The 14,144-nt window shown below is 45.8% G+C and carries 12 protein-coding genes; 3 read left to right on the top strand and 9 right to left on the bottom strand.

Going from position 1 to position 14,144, the window contains the following annotated elements:
* Positions 1–146 precede the first annotated feature (146 nt).
* Positions 147–1,022: a DUF2161 domain-containing phosphodiesterase gene (locus tag BLQ13_RS12465; RefSeq protein WP_090919958.1), complete on the top strand. Its 876-nt coding sequence runs from the start codon at positions 147–149 to the stop codon at positions 1,020–1,022.
* 99 nt (positions 1,023–1,121) lie between these two features.
* Here the strand turns inward: BLQ13_RS12465 and BLQ13_RS12460 are convergent, their stop codons facing one another.
* From BLQ13_RS12460 to BLQ13_RS12450, 3 genes are all read right to left on the bottom strand, one after another.
* Positions 1,122–1,814: an FMN-dependent NADH-azoreductase gene (locus tag BLQ13_RS12460; protein WP_373323201.1), complete on the bottom strand. Its 693-nt coding sequence runs from the start codon at positions 1,812–1,814 to the stop codon at positions 1,122–1,124.
* A gap of 123 nt (positions 1,815–1,937) precedes the next feature.
* Entirely contained in the window at positions 1,938–3,161 is a 1,224-nt protein-coding gene (locus tag BLQ13_RS12455) for an aminotransferase-like domain-containing protein (RefSeq protein ID WP_090919952.1), read from the bottom strand.
* A 180-nt stretch (positions 3,162–3,341) separates the two neighbouring features.
* On the bottom strand, positions 3,342–3,998 hold the full coding sequence (locus BLQ13_RS12450; protein WP_090919949.1) for a response regulator transcription factor: 657 nt from the start codon (positions 3,996–3,998) through the stop codon (positions 3,342–3,344).
* Between the two features lie 431 nt (positions 3,999–4,429).
* Here BLQ13_RS12450 and BLQ13_RS12445 point away from each other — a divergent pair, with 431 nt between their 5' ends.
* A complete protein-coding gene (locus BLQ13_RS12445) occupies positions 4,430–4,840 on the top strand; it encodes a hypothetical protein (RefSeq protein WP_090919946.1) in 411 nt (136 codons plus the stop codon).
* On the top strand, positions 4,837–5,901 hold the full coding sequence (locus BLQ13_RS12440) for a phosphodiester glycosidase family protein (RefSeq protein WP_090919943.1): 1,065 nt from the start codon (positions 4,837–4,839) through the stop codon (positions 5,899–5,901). The genes BLQ13_RS12445 and BLQ13_RS12440 overlap by 4 nt, the downstream gene beginning before the upstream one ends.
* A 339-nt stretch (positions 5,902–6,240) precedes the next feature.
* Here BLQ13_RS12440 and BLQ13_RS12435 read toward each other — a convergent pair whose 3' ends face one another.
* From BLQ13_RS12435 to BLQ13_RS12410, 6 genes are all read right to left on the bottom strand, one after another.
* On the bottom strand, positions 6,241–7,263 hold the full coding sequence (locus BLQ13_RS12435; RefSeq protein ID WP_090919940.1) for a LacI family DNA-binding transcriptional regulator: 1,023 nt from the start codon (positions 7,261–7,263) through the stop codon (positions 6,241–6,243).
* A 98-nt stretch (positions 7,264–7,361) separates the two neighbouring features.
* A complete protein-coding gene (bglX, locus tag BLQ13_RS12430; protein ID WP_090919916.1) occupies positions 7,362–9,527 on the bottom strand; it encodes a beta-glucosidase BglX in 2,166 nt (721 codons plus the stop codon).
* Positions 9,528–9,662: 135 nt separating this feature from the next.
* Positions 9,663–11,267, bottom strand: coding sequence for a type 2 periplasmic-binding domain-containing protein (locus BLQ13_RS12425; protein ID WP_090919914.1), 1,605 nt, complete (start codon positions 11,265–11,267; stop codon positions 9,663–9,665).
* A gap of 57 nt (positions 11,268–11,324) precedes the next feature.
* Complete coding sequence (locus tag BLQ13_RS12420; protein WP_090919912.1) at positions 11,325–12,224, bottom strand: carbohydrate ABC transporter permease; 900 nt, start codon at positions 12,222–12,224, stop codon at positions 11,325–11,327.
* 18 nt (positions 12,225–12,242) lie between these two features.
* Positions 12,243–13,202, bottom strand: a complete 960-nt coding sequence (locus BLQ13_RS12415; RefSeq protein WP_090919910.1) for an ABC transporter permease — start codon at positions 13,200–13,202, stop codon at positions 12,243–12,245.
* Between the two features lie 11 nt (positions 13,203–13,213).
* Positions 13,214–13,978 carry an alpha/beta hydrolase gene (locus BLQ13_RS12410; protein ID WP_090919908.1) on the bottom strand — a complete coding sequence of 255 codons (765 nt, stop codon included), beginning with the start codon at positions 13,976–13,978 and terminating at the stop codon, positions 13,214–13,216.
* Positions 13,979–14,144 lie beyond the last annotated feature (166 nt).

Raw genomic sequence — 14,144 nt, 5'->3', positions numbered from 1 at the left:
CCTGAATTTTACGTATGTGCTGTTCTATCAGACATCTTGTGGCCTCAGAAAAAAAAGCATGAATATGCTATAATGAAGGTTCTAATGATGGAAACCGGACAATGCGGCGAAGGCAGGCAGAGCACTTCGGGAGAGGAGTAAAGAGCATGGCTATACAATATGAAACGGAGCTGTATTCCCCTGTCAAAACTTTTTTTGAACAGCGCGGCTTTGATATCAAAGCAGAGGTTAAGCACTGTGACCTGGTCGGCATGAAGGCAGATCAGACGGACCCCCTTATTGTGGAGATGAAAAAAACGTTTAACCTGTCTTTGCTATTGCAAGGTTTGCAACGCCTGAAAATCAGCCCACTCGTATATCTGGCTGTGGAGCGTAACCGAAGTAAACGCGGAGCGGTCAATCAGCGCTGGAGTGAGCTAACAGCACTGTGCAGGCAGCTCGGCCTGGGGCTGTTAACCGTCACTTTTTACAAAACCAAAGCACCTCTAATTGATGTATTATGCGAACCCACGGTGATATCAGGTACTGTGCGATCCCTCCCGGTAGCTCGCAAGAGCGGGATACGTCGCCAGCGCCTGCTGAAGGAATTCGATGAACGAAGCGGAGACTATAATACAGGGGGAAGTACAGGCCGCCAGCTGATGACGGCTTATCGGGAAAAGGCTATACGTGTCGCCGCCGCGCTAAGGTCCAGTGGTGAATCTTCACCTGCGGCACTTGCCCGTCAGACAGGTGTAGGCTCAGCGGCAGCCATTTTGCAGAAAAACTATTACAGCTGGTTTGAACGTATTTCCCGTGGAAAATATATGCTCACCGTTAAAGGTGTGGAGGCATTAACGGAACATGCACTTATGATGCAAGACCAGGGACTGACGGCCGGGGAAATAGACGCATGGACTAAGCATGATCAATTGAACACATTCAATGTAAACTCGACTTCATCCGAAGATTGGGCACAGGAAGATCCTGTTCAGGTTGCCGAAGTCACCGAACGATATCTCCTGAACCCAACCAAGAACTGAACTGAACGATACAATGAACGATAAGCTCGCCAAAAACATACAAAAAAACGCCCGTTATCTCCTTCCGGAGACGACGGGCGTTTTCCATATGGAATTGGATTAGAAGCTTGCTGCTACTTCTTTAGCCAATTTCAAGCCAGCTTCCACGATCTCTTGGGAACGATCAGGAGAAGCATTGTGACCTTCTACAACAACAACCTCAGGGTTTTGGATGCCCCAGAAGCCAAGTACGTTCGTTACATAACGAACAGACATTTCAGCAGATGCCATAGGCTCTACGGAATATACGCTACCACGTGCGTTAAGCAATGCTACTTTTTTGTCGCCTACAAGACCTACTGGGCCTTCAGCAGTGTATTTGAACATTTTGCCTGCTTGGCTCAGGTAAGAGATGTAGTTAACCAGTGGTGCTGGAACAGTGAAGTTCCACAGTGGGAATGCAAATACCACTTTATCAGCTGCAAGGAATTGATCTTGCAATTGCGCAGCCAGTGTTGCTGCTTTTTGCTCTTCTGGAGTTGCTTCGATACCGTTAGCTGCTTTGTAACCACCAGTGATTACAGTGTTGCCGTAGTAAGGAAGATCTGTATTGTAGAGGTCCAGCTCAGTGATGGTATCACCTGGATGGGACTCTTTGTATGCGCTCAGGAATGCATCGTACAATTGAACACTAACTGCTTGATCCGCAGGACGGTCATTAGCTTTAATAAAAAGAACGTTAGACATGTTAAAATTTCCCCCAATGATTAAAATGTATGAGTGTGTCCCCCGAACTCGCAACGGTTGTTGCATCGTATTAAAGAAGCCGATCACTCATTAATTCATATTATATATAAAAATGTTAGTGGATGCAATAAGGTAATCTAGATGATTTGTAAACTAATCTGAAATTCTTTGGATGAAATCGCTCTACCTTTAGCTACGAGCGGTAAATTCTGAGATAGCTTCGTTAATCAAATTCATGCCAAGCAACAACTCATCCCGGCCGGGACGGCTGAAGTTTAACCGAATATATTGTTGATCAAGTGTTCCTGTGGAGCATAACGTTCCAGGTAGAAAAGATACACCCTTCAATAAAGCTGCCTTAAGCAGTGCTTCACTGTTCAGTCCTTCCGGCAATCGCACCCATAGATACATTCCACCCTGAGGAATGTTATAGCTGCATCCTTTCCAGCCAGGTCTCTTCAACAACTCAAGCATTAATTTAAGTCTTGTTTTATATTCCCTGTTCAGCATGGATAAGTGATCGCTCCATCGAAAAGGTGACTGGGCGAGCAATTGGTACAGTAGTCGCTGATTCATTGGACTGGATTGTCCATCCGCAATTCGTTTGACGGAGGCCATTGCCTGAATCAGTGATGGATGTCCCGCAGCCCACCCTGTGCGGAGTGCAGGTGCAACTGTTTTGCTGAAGGACCCGATGTAGAGGACATGTCCACCTTGATCTGCAGTGTCCAATGCGAAGAGTGAAGGATACTTGCGATAGAAGGTAGCTGGCTCCAAGCCGTCAAAATGCAACTCACCATAGGAATCATCCTCAACAAGCAACACACCGTAACGCGCACACAGATCAAGAACAGCTTCTCGTCGTTCCAGGCTCCACAAAATCCCCGTGGGATTGGAAAAGCTGGGTGCAGCAAAAAGCAGCTTCGGTCTCACCTGCTGCATGTGCTGTTCCAATAAATCTGGTAAAATTCCATCCTGATCTCCCATAACAGGTACAATTGTGGCTCCTTGCATTTCGAGTACTTCAAGACAACCGGGAGAAGTCGGATGTTCAACAAGTACAGAGTCTCCCGGCTCCAGTAACAGACGCATCACGAGATCGATTGCCTGTTGGGTGCCTGTAGTCAGCAAAATCTGATTGGAGACAGTCCGGATACCCTTGCGCTTATTCCAATCATTATTCAACCATTCTCTTAATGGAGCATATCCACCTGGCTCACCATACTGCAATGCAGAAGGTCCTGAACTAAATACGGACAACGCCGCTTCCTCCAAAAGTTTAAAAGGAAACAGTTCCTCCGCGGGCAATTCTTCAGCGAGAGAAATGAAATACTCCTTGCCAGACATCTCACGTATATCCCTCAGTGGTGAAGACAAAAGCCTGTTGGTACGGGAAGCAAAGAAATATTTCATGGATAGATCCCCCTTCATCCCTATTCCGAAACTGTTCTCGCAGCCGCCCTACAACCTATTCCGAACGGGCACCAAATATAACTGAACGAATACCTGAATTATCTCATGAAGTGAGGCAATCTGACTTTGACCTCTAGGAGCAATTTTATTATGACCAGCTAGGACCAGCGAAGACAATAATTAAGACACCGTCTTGGATTGTCTTGCATGCAAGGCATAACGTTCGATGGCCTGTGCTCTGCTGCTCACTTCCAGCTTCACATAGATTTTACGCAAGTAATTGTCTATCGAGCGCCTGCTCACATTGATCTCACTCGCTATTTTATCATAGGTTACCCCTTGAACAATTCTTTCCATAATAAAAGTTTCTGTCTCGGTTAGTTCAATTATACCTTCTTCAGACTGTGAATCGGCAGGTTGCCCCCAATCCTCACTGTTTAACCAAGACATGGGTATTGAAACGTAGCCTTCTCTTAGTCCGGAGATTAGATGAATCAATTGGCTCGGCGAAGCCTGTTTGGATAACATACCGCTTGCACCCAGGCTCATCAGGTAACGAAACAACTTTACGTTATCTTCATCTGTCAGAATAATAATATGTGTCTCATTCGATAGCCCTTTGATTTGAGCGATGTACTGATCTGCCTGCCCTTCTGGCAAACGATAATCCATGAGAATCAAATCAGGCTTGTGCGCACTCACCAGTTCAAGACCCTCCGTTCCGGTCGAAGTCATACCACGTACCGTCAGATCCTGTTGCTCTTCCAAGATTAATTTTGTTCCCAGCATGCTGGTGGGGTGGATATCTACGATGACCACCTGCCATACTTTTTTCATTGTGGTTCCCCCTGTTATGTATTGGACAATTGACTTCTGTTTTCCATCTATATCCTTTATGCGACAGTCCGAGTATAGATGAAGCTAAGGTCGGATTATGTCGAATAAAAGGAAAATACAGGACTCAGCGCTCAAAAACTCTGTTTTCTGACTGTATTCTACTGTAGAAAAGGCAAGATGGGCCCCATTCCATGCATGAAATGATCAAAACCTAGTATAAAATTCCTGCATTTCTATCTAAAAAAGTCGAAAAACCTGCCCAAAGTTCCTACTTATTGCATCTATAAGAAATTGTATCCTAGGACTTCCTTCCGATGCAATCTCTTTTTGATCTATTATTTAAAGAATTTCATTTTTGCGTAATCAATAGCACCATGATAGAATGAGGATTGAAATTTTTTAATCTAATATATAGAACCAGGAGTGATGTTATGAAACCATCCGACCCGTCTTCTGACATCCATCACACCCGGAGCGCCAAAGGCAAGATCAGATCATCCGTTAAATGGTTTCTGGTCATGTGGATCGTTCTCATTGCACTAGGAGTCACTGGAACCTACTATTATAGTAATCACCTCCAGCAACAGATGATCAACCAGCTTCAGGTCCATACTGAGCATCAGATTGACGCATTGAAAAACGATTACGAAAAGCAACTAACAACGATCTCTTCAGAAGTTGCAGCATTGCAAGGACAGGTTCAGTCCTTCAATGAACTGCTTACGTTCACCAAGGACAATGCAAGCAACAAAACAGACAACAGCAACAAATTGTATACGCAATTGAGCGAAGTGAAGAAACAACTGGAAGCTCTCCAGAAAAAGATGGACTTGCTCAAATGATTACACCCGTGAAACAGGTTAATCGTGTTTTTATGCTTGCACTCGCTCCTTTTATAGGATTGATCATATGTTTGTTGCTATTTCGTCCTGAATTAGAAGTAGGATCTATCATGCCTACAAGCTTGCCAGAAGATCAGGTAACCTCTCAGACCCAAACAATCAGTAAGGAACTTGCGGGAGCAAAAGAGGCTGCTGTTCAAACTTCTTCTTCTATTAAAAGAACGACCCTGCTTTACAATAAAACGACCAGTACGATGTCTACCATTGTACAAAAGGCTAAAGTTCAAGCCGCTCGCCCGGAAACAATCTACAATAAGCGCATTACGTCCAAACTTGGCGTTCCTTTTGATCGTGTAGACAGTGATCGGATCACCATTGAACTGTATCGGGTAAACCCAGGCAGCTACAAGGGATATGCCATGAAGATCAAGCTGAAAGATCACAATGCGATGAAGATGGCCTTAAATAGTGAGCTAGGGCGATCAGAAACGACAATGCAGGCCGTGAAACGGAGCGGAGCGATTGCCGGGATTAATGCTGGCGGATTTGCTGACAGCGGCGGCAAGCGTTACCCCCTCAGCACTACCGTCATGGATGGGAAGTATATCAACGGTTTTCAGGCTAGCTTCAAAGACCTGTTCTTTGTCGGGCTAAACGATGATGGTAAACTGGTAGGAGGGAAGTTTTTCGATAAAAGCTCCCTGGATCGCCTACACCCGCAATTTGGAGCGACATTTGTACCTATCCTGATGAAAAATGGACAGAAAACGATTATTCCGGACAAATGGAAGGTGTCACCGAAGCGTGCTCCACGAACCGTCATTGGTAACTACAAAGATGATCAATTACTGATTATGGTTGTCGATGGTTATAACGAGAGCGGAAGCTCAGGTGCTACCCTCGAAGAGATGCAAGGTCGGCTTCTTAAACTTGGCGTGGTGGACGCTTATAATCTCGATGGCGGTGGCTCCTCATCGCTAATTCTGAATAATCGAGTCATCAATAACCCTTCGGATGGCAATCTGAGACCTGTTCCTACCCACTTTTTATTTTACAAATGATGGGACAGGGCATTCCTTTTCTAACGAATATGGTTATAATAGAAGTAAATGAGCTTGTGCAGGAGGTGCGAAGTGTATGTCGTTTTCACTGACATTCTGGATTATCGCAGTTGTATTAACGCTATTTATTACAGGCATCCTCACTTCATCCTACAACCAAGACAAAACAAAAGGCCTGTAACTGTAGGGCCAAGCCTCTCTTCGGAGAGGCTTTTTTCATGTTTCTGCATACAGCAAAAGACAAGTTTTAAAAGGATGTTCTCTCCCTCCAAAGCTTGTCTCTTGCTATAACAATTGAATTCACCTAACAAACTCTCGGCGGTGACACGAAAAACTTGTTTAATAGCTGACTGCACGTTCGTTTGCATTGGGCATGGGCAACCTGACTTCTACCGAATTAGGCCCGGTTACGGATTCCCCTTCCACTAAGGTGACATATATGCGCTCGTGATCCACAGGTTCTCCAGCTATAATTTTAATTAATTGTTCAGCTGCAAGTGCCCCCCACTTTCGTTTGGAATAATCGATACTTGCCAGTTTGGGTTGCACGTAGTTGCTAAGTTCAATATGATCGAAGCCAATGACATCAATCTGTTTGCCAATCTCCAGTTCACTATCTGCAAGACGATCACATAAACCGATAGCCATCTCATCATTAAGACAAAAGACAGCAGCCGGTCCGTTATATGTCTGTATAATGTGATCTGCGGCTCGTTCCCCACCGCTTTTCTCGAAATCTCCCACGATTTCAATCCATTCCACATCCGCCTGACGCTCCGTAACCTGTCTTACAGCCTTCAACCTTTGTACAGAGTCAAACGAACCTTCTGGACCTGTAACCACGTAGATCTTTTTGTGCCCGTGTTCAATCAAATATTCCATCGCCAGTGTGGCCCCAGCCTTGTTATCGAGCAGTACCTGATTAATATTAGGATGTTTCAACTCACGGTCAAGCACTACAATTTTATGTCCTCGATCCGCATACTGCATAAGTTCCTCACTTGAAAACGTATGATCGAGAATAATCGCCCCGTCAATCATTCGCTCCGGCAACATCCGATGAGACTGTTTACCGCTACATACAATAAGATCATACCCCTGGGCATTACATATCGCCTTCATACCCGTTAACAAGTCTCCGTATACATCACCGCTGAAATCCGTGAGAAAAACACCTAGAATCCGTGACTCTCTCTTTTTCAAGGTTCTGGCAGCCGCGTTGGGAACATAGTTCAGCTCTTTGGCGATAACCAAAATTTTAGAACGGGTCTCATCGGTGACTTTATTGCTTCCATTCAGCGCGTACGATACGGTCGAGATGGAAACTCCCGCCTTTTTGGCGATATCCTTGATACTGACCATATTCTTCGCTCCTCTGTTATGTTGATCAGGCCTTTCCTAATGAAAGACCTGAACTTAAAATAAGAAGTAACAGACGTCTCGTTACAGCATAAAACGATTCAGACAAGTCTGAATGTATGGCTCTGTGTTTCTCTGCTATTTGGTCCAACCATCACACGAAACTCTCCACGATCACTGCGATAGCTGAGATCAGCATGATGATAACGCAATTGTTCTTCATTTAATGTAAACTTAGCCGTACCCGTTTCTCCCGGTGCAAGGGATAGCTTCACATAATCTTTCAACTCACGCATCGGACGCACCACTTCTCCGCTTACATCCCGAACGTATAGTTGCACAGTCTCTACACCAGCATGATCCCCTGTATTGGTTACACGCACCTGAACCGTCAGAGAATCATTTGCAGTCATCTCCTGTCCCGACACTTCAACCTCTCCATAAGCAAATGTCGTATAGGAAAGACCGTATCCAAACGGGAACAACGGTTCATTCGGACTGTCAATATATTGGGAAACATAACGATTCTCGGTATTATCCGGGTTGATTGGGCGCCCTGTATTGAAATGGTTGTAATATACCGGGACTTGTCCAACCGATTGCGGGAAGGACATCGTAAGTCGTGCAGACGGATTCACTGCTCCTGTGAGAATATCCGCAATCGCTGTCCCCCCTTCGCTTCCCGGGAACCAGGCTTCAAGTACAGCATCTGATTCGCCGACAACTCCATTCAGATCAAGTGGACGTCCATTGAAAATGACACTGACGATCGGTTTGTCTGATGCTTTGAGTGCCTGTACCAATTGTAACTGTGCTGCTGGCAAACGAATATCTGTCCGCGAGCCGCCTTCTCCACTCATCTCGGAATCTTCACCCAGTGCAAGCACGATGATATCAGACTGACTTGCTGCTTCCAGTGCTACGGCAATCTGCTCATCCGTGATGGTATGCACATCACTGCCCTGAGCCAAGAGAACCTTACCTTGTGGGAGACGCTCTTGCAACGCTGTTCCCAGCTTCACCGCATCCGATTTGACACCTTCACAAGACCACCAGCCGAGGATGTCTTCGCTTTGAGCGAAAGGTCCAATTAATGCAACTCTCGCATCAGGTTGTAGCGGAAGGGTCTGTCCGTCATTTTTGAGCAGCACCGCAGACTTCGCAGCAAGTTCTCGTGATACCTCACGATGTTCCTTGGAGAAAACGATCTCGCGCTCACGCTCCGGATCAGCAGCTCGGAACGGGTTATCGAACAAACCCAGCTTTTCTTTGAGCTGCAAAATGCGCAAAACCGCTTCATCAACAAGGCGCTCTTGCACTTCACCCTTTTGAACCAGTTCAGGCAAATGGTTGACGTAACATGGCGTCATCATCTCCATATCGACACCCGCACGAATCGCACGATATGCCGCCTCTCGGTCATCCTCGGCCGCACCATGGGCAATCATCTCACGAATGGAAGCCCAGTCCGAGATCAGCACGCCATCAAAGCCCCATTCTTCGCGCAAAATATTACGCATTAACTTCTCATTCCCGCTGGCTGGAATACCATCAACGGTATTGAATGAAGTCATGACCATCTCCACACCAGCATCCAGTGCCGCCTTATATGCTGGCAGATAATATTCACGGAGCTGACGCTCTGACATATCTACCGTATTGTAATCACGCCCACCCTCCGCTGCACCATACGCAGCAAAGTGTTTTACACAGGCTGCAAGACGATCCAGCTCATCCGTCAGGTTATCACCCTGATAACCACGTACAAAAGCAGCAGCAAATAAACTATTTAGGTACGGGTCTTCACCCGTTGTTTCCATCACACGCCCCCAGCGCGGATCACGAACCAGATCGACCATCGGTGCAAAAGTGACATGCAAACCGGATACTGCGGATTCACGCGCCGCAATCTCGGCACTCTTCTCCGCAAGTTCCAGATCCCATGAACAGCCAATAGCCAGCGGGATCGGGAAGATCGTTTTATAACCATGCACCACGTCTGCCATGAATAATAACGGGATGCCGAGACGGCTTTTTTCCATATAAGCCTTTTGTACATCCATAATCGCTTGTGCACCGGATAAGCCAAGAATGGAGCCGCTCGCTCTCACGGATTGCTCTGTAATGCCCATCTCTTCCATCGGCCCTGTAATCTGGCCCTGCGTATCTGTTCCTTCATAGAAGTTGGCAGTCAGCTGTAACAGCTGTGCCACTTTCTCATCCAGCGTCATCTGATTCACTAAATCCATCAACTGCTGATTATTCACGTAACCATCCTCCACTACCTTTTAATTGAAAGAAAGAACCCGGCTGCGTTCGGGGAGAGACCGCGCACCGGGTTCAATCGGACGGAGAGACAGAACGCTCCTGTCATCCCCTTGATGTTCTTCATTTCATTACGTTTATTTGAACTTTTCGTTCAATTCGTCCAGATAAGGCTGAACCAGAGACATTTTGCTGTTAACCCACTCTTTCCAGTTAGCTTCCAAGTCTCCGCCTTTGAGGATCAAGTTCGCATATTCGTTTTGATAATCGAAAGATGCTTGGCTTTTCGCTTTGGAATCATACAGGTTAACATCCCAATCGTATGGTGCAAGTGATTTACTTTCAGTACCAAGTTTTGCTTTCTCCTGGAACAATTCTACTGCTCTATCACGATAATCTTTTTTGATTGCAGGGTTTACTACACTGAAGTCATCGCCAAGAAGATAAAGTCCTTCAAAACGTGCAGGGTACTTGTCTTCGAGTACCGTTCCCTCTGGTAGCAAGTTCACCAACTCTTTGTTGTCATCGTATTTCCAGTCCTTGCCTTCGAAGCCCATGTTGATCAGCAATTGTCCTTCTTTGGTTGCAGAGTAATCGATCAAGTCCATGATGCGTTCGAATTTCTCATCACTGATGTTCGGGTTGAAAATCAGAGCAGACCAGAAGTTCGCTTGCTCCATATTGCGGTATTTACCGTCATCACCAAGAACGATCGCTGTGTGAACGAGATCATCACTGTTAACGCCAAGGTTCTTTCTCATATCAGAATCCAGACCTTGTCTATAAGAAGCAAGTCCACCAAGACTGGTTACAGCCGCAGTACCTGTTACTTTGAAGTTGTTTTGTCCTTCATTGTTTTTCCAAGTGTAGAACTCTGGGTTAAGCAACCCATCCTTGTACGCTTTTTGCATCAATTTCAAACCTGTCAGTGTTTCCTGATCTGCAGGGCCCCAATGGAACTTACCATCTTCACCTTTGTAGAAAGGAACGTCTGTCATCGCATGAACACTATTCGGCATGATCATGTTTGTCATTGCATCGGCAGCATTGTAAGACAATGGCACCAGTTTATTACCCACCTTACCTGGGTCCTTTTCTTTCACCAGTTCAGCGAACTGATTCAATTCGGAAGTTGTGTACGCATCTTTCAGTTCAAACCCAACGGCTTTTGCCCAGTCTTTACGAAGAGCGATAACACCAATTTGGTTGGTCAGCGGATCAGCGGGTTTGTTTTCGAAATAAATAGGTCTAGGAAGTACATACGTACCGCCTGTCAATTCTTCCAACTTGTCGCCAAGTCCTGTCAGCTTGTAAGCCGCGGCAACGTTAGGCCATCTTTCTTTCCAATCATCCGGGAACTTGTAGAACAAGCCTTGATCAATGTTGTTGATGGCATCACCGTGTACATAATTCCATACGGCTACATCCGGCAGGTCACCAGAGTTAATCCACAGGCGAAGCTTCTCACCCCATGAATCCCAGTCAATATAGTTGTAATCCCATTTGATGTTAAACTTGTCTTCCCAGAACTTATGGAACTCATTGTCCATATTTCCGGTTTTCACTTCGGTCAGATTCGCTACGGAAATGGTCAGGTTATCTTTGTAATTCCCTTCCGCATCCTTTTCGTTGCCACCATCTGAGCCTTTGCTGCTGTTGGAACAAGCCGACACTACCAACATCATGAGACAGAGTGTGATCGCAAATAACGATTTGACTGACAACTTTTTACCCGTTTTCATGCTTTTACCCCCATGTTTTTAGTCGAATTTCTTGTGCATTGAAATCCTATGTGTATATCAGGTCTTGATAGCCCCTGTTAATACCCCTTTGGCAAAGTGCTTTTGCAACATTGGGAAGAAACACATAATTGGTACCATCGTGATAAATACTGCAGCCATCTTCATACCCATAGAGAAGCTGCTCAGTTTTACTGCGTCCACACTGGATGCATTGGAGGCATTCGTTGTGGCAGTTACAATGATGTTCCTTAGCACGTTTTGCAGCGGTAACTGGTCCGCTTTTCGCAGGAAGATCATCGCGTCATACCAACTGTTCCAGTAGGCTACCCCGTAGAAGAGTGTAATGGTTGCCATAATTGGCGTTGCCAGCGGAAGAACGACGGAGAATAAAATTCTCCACTCTCCTGCACCATCGAGTCGTGCAGATTCCATAAGGGATTCAGGCAGTGTGTAGAAATAGTTCATCATCAGAATCATGTTAAAGGCACTGAAGCTTCCTGCCAGAATAACAGACCATAATGTACCTGTTAGTTGTAGTGATTTCATAATCAGATACAGAGGAACGATCCCCCCGTTAAAGATCATGGTGAACAGTACCAGGAAAAAGAGAAACTTTTTAAATGGGAAATTGCCGCGGCTCAGGCCGTAAGCCATGCTTGTTGTCAGGAACAAGCTCAGCGGTAAACCAATCACCAGCAAGATCAATGTATTTTTGTAACCCGACAGGATTCTACCGTCAGCGAACAGTGCTTTATATGAATCAAGCGTGAACTCTTTCGGGAACATCAGGAACGGATTTTCAGCATACTCTTTTTGGGTTGCAAACGAGATCATAATGACATTCCAGAACGGAATCAGAATCATCAGTGCAAGTACCAATAAAACGGCGAATATCATGTAATCCAGAAAGGTCATTCGTTCGGTGCCAATCTTAGGTTTTCTTCCAGCTTTGCTCATCTCACTTCTCCTCCTCTCTTATCGGAATAAACCGTCTCCACCAAGCCACTTGGCAAATCTGTCGGCCAGAAGCAACAGCGCCATATTCACCAGGGAACGGAACAAGCTGACCGCTGTCGAGAATGAAAAGTCGGTTGATGACTGGAACGTAATCCGATAGATATATACATCGAGTACTTCAGATACATTTTTCGTTGCCGCATTTGCCAAGTTGAAAATCTGGTCGAAACCGGAGGACATCAATCCGCCCACCGACAAAATAAACATAACCGTGATCGTTGGCATAATGTTTGGCAGCGTAATACGGAACATCTGCTGCATCCGGGATGCTCCATCGATCTGTGCAGATTCATATTGATCCTGATCGATACCGGAGATCGCTGCCAGGAAGATAATTGCGCCCCAGCCGCTCGATTTCCAGATGTCAGTCAGCAACAACATCGGAACAAAGTTGGATTCCGAACCCAAGAAATTAATCGTCGGTAAACCAAGTAATCCAAGTGCACTGTTTACAAGTCCGTCATAGGCAAGCACGTTAATGACTACACCGGATACGATGATCCAGGACAGGAAGTGCGGAAATGTCAGGACGGTCTGGAACCACTTCTTCCCTCTGCGCATCCGCAACTCATTCAACAGCAGTGCCAGAATAATCGGAAACGGGAACTGAATAATCAGCTTCAAAATGTTAATGTAAAGCGTCCGCCATACGGCATCAATAAAGGTCGGATCGCGGAAGACATATTTGAAGTTTTCAAATCCGCTCCACGGACTTCCCCAGATTCCAAGGTTAGCCTTGTAGTCTTTGAATGCCAGTGACAGGCCGCCCATCGGCATATAGGCAAACAGGATCAACCAGACCATCCCTGGAATAAGCAGGGTATACGTCATTCGGTGTTTCCAGATTTCAGTCCAAAGCGACTTACCTCTCATGTTTGCCTTCAGCTTTTTGTTAGGTCCTTCGGCTGCAGGTTTCAATTTGCATCTCCTCACTCTACTATGGTGTTGTCGTTGTAAAGAAAATCAAACATCGTTTTCAGATGCTGTTCCCAAAATCGCCACTCATGCGTGCCAGGTGTTTCTACATACCGAAAATCAAATGCAGTTCCCTGCATATACTCGGCGTAGTCCCGATTCATGTCCACGAAAGGATCATGGTCCCCGCAACAACTCAATATCTTCGGCAAGGCTCCTCCCTGCTCCAGCAGTCTGGCTGACAATGCGTAAATATCCTGATCAACCTTTACCTGTAACCGTTCCCCAAAAACCGCTTTCATTTCCTTGATCATACCTTCCGGCATATGGGGATCACAAAGCCGCGCCTGAATATTCGTTACACCGGATAAAGACACCACTTTGCTGTACTGCTCAGGATAGGTCAACCCACATTTCAACGCTCCATATCCACCCATGGACAAACCGGCAACATATGTTTTGGCTGGGTCGGAATTTAGCTTCAGTAGCCTTTCACATACTTCAGGCAGTTCCTTCGTGATGTAGTGGAAGTAATTCAGGCCGTATTCCATATCCGTGTAATAACTGCGATTGGCTTCAGGCATGATGACGGTGCAACCATACTGGGCTGCATACATCTCAATGGTGGTCAGACGTTGCCAGGTACTCGCATTGTCTCCTGCCCCGTGAAGCAGATATAGTGTACCGCCTGAAGTCTCTCCGGAGTCACTGGATACCACGTGTATGCTTGTATTCATGCATAATGTGGGCGATCCGGTTTCGATCGTAATATGCGCCATTGATCGTAACCCCTTTCATCTTTGTTGCTTTTAACTGCGGTTTTGCTTTTTCTCTTTCTTTGCTTGCTGTTACTTCCCCCAACATGCTCACTTTTACCGGCTTTGGTTATCGAAACGATTCTCTCGAATCGTTTCAAAAAAAATCAACGCTGATTTACCTGGAGTT

Source organism: Paenibacillus polysaccharolyticus, assembly GCF_900102085.1.
Taxonomy (GTDB): Bacteria; Bacillota; Bacilli; order Paenibacillales; family Paenibacillaceae; genus Paenibacillus; species Paenibacillus polysaccharolyticus.
This window is presented reverse-complemented; position numbering and strand designations above follow the sequence as displayed.

Coding starts and splice junctions, on each gene's coding strand:
- BLQ13_RS12435 (WP_090919940.1), bottom strand. CDS start 7,263: ATGGTCAGTATCAAGGATATCGCCAAAAAGGCGGGAGTTTCCATCTCG.
- BLQ13_RS12440 (WP_090919943.1), top strand. CDS start 4,837: ATGATTACACCCGTGAAACAGGTTAATCGTGTTTTTATGCTTGCACTC.
- BLQ13_RS12420 (WP_090919912.1), bottom strand. CDS start 12,224: ATGAGCAAAGCTGGAAGAAAACCTAAGATTGGCACCGAACGAATGACC.
- BLQ13_RS12445 (WP_090919946.1), top strand. CDS start 4,430: ATGAAACCATCCGACCCGTCTTCTGACATCCATCACACCCGGAGCGCC.
- BLQ13_RS12425 (WP_090919914.1), bottom strand. CDS start 11,267: ATGAAAACGGGTAAAAAGTTGTCAGTCAAATCGTTATTTGCGATCACA.
- BLQ13_RS12410 (WP_090919908.1), bottom strand. CDS start 13,978: ATGGCGCATATTACGATCGAAACCGGATCGCCCACATTATGCATGAAT.
- BLQ13_RS12465 (WP_090919958.1), top strand. CDS start 147: ATGGCTATACAATATGAAACGGAGCTGTATTCCCCTGTCAAAACTTTT.
- BLQ13_RS12460 (WP_373323201.1), bottom strand. CDS start 1,814: ATGCAACAACCGTTGCGAGTTCGGGGGACACACTCATACATTTTAATC.
- BLQ13_RS12455 (WP_090919952.1), bottom strand. CDS start 3,161: ATGAAATATTTCTTTGCTTCCCGTACCAACAGGCTTTTGTCTTCACCA.
- BLQ13_RS12450 (WP_090919949.1), bottom strand. CDS start 3,998: ATGAAAAAAGTATGGCAGGTGGTCATCGTAGATATCCACCCCACCAGC.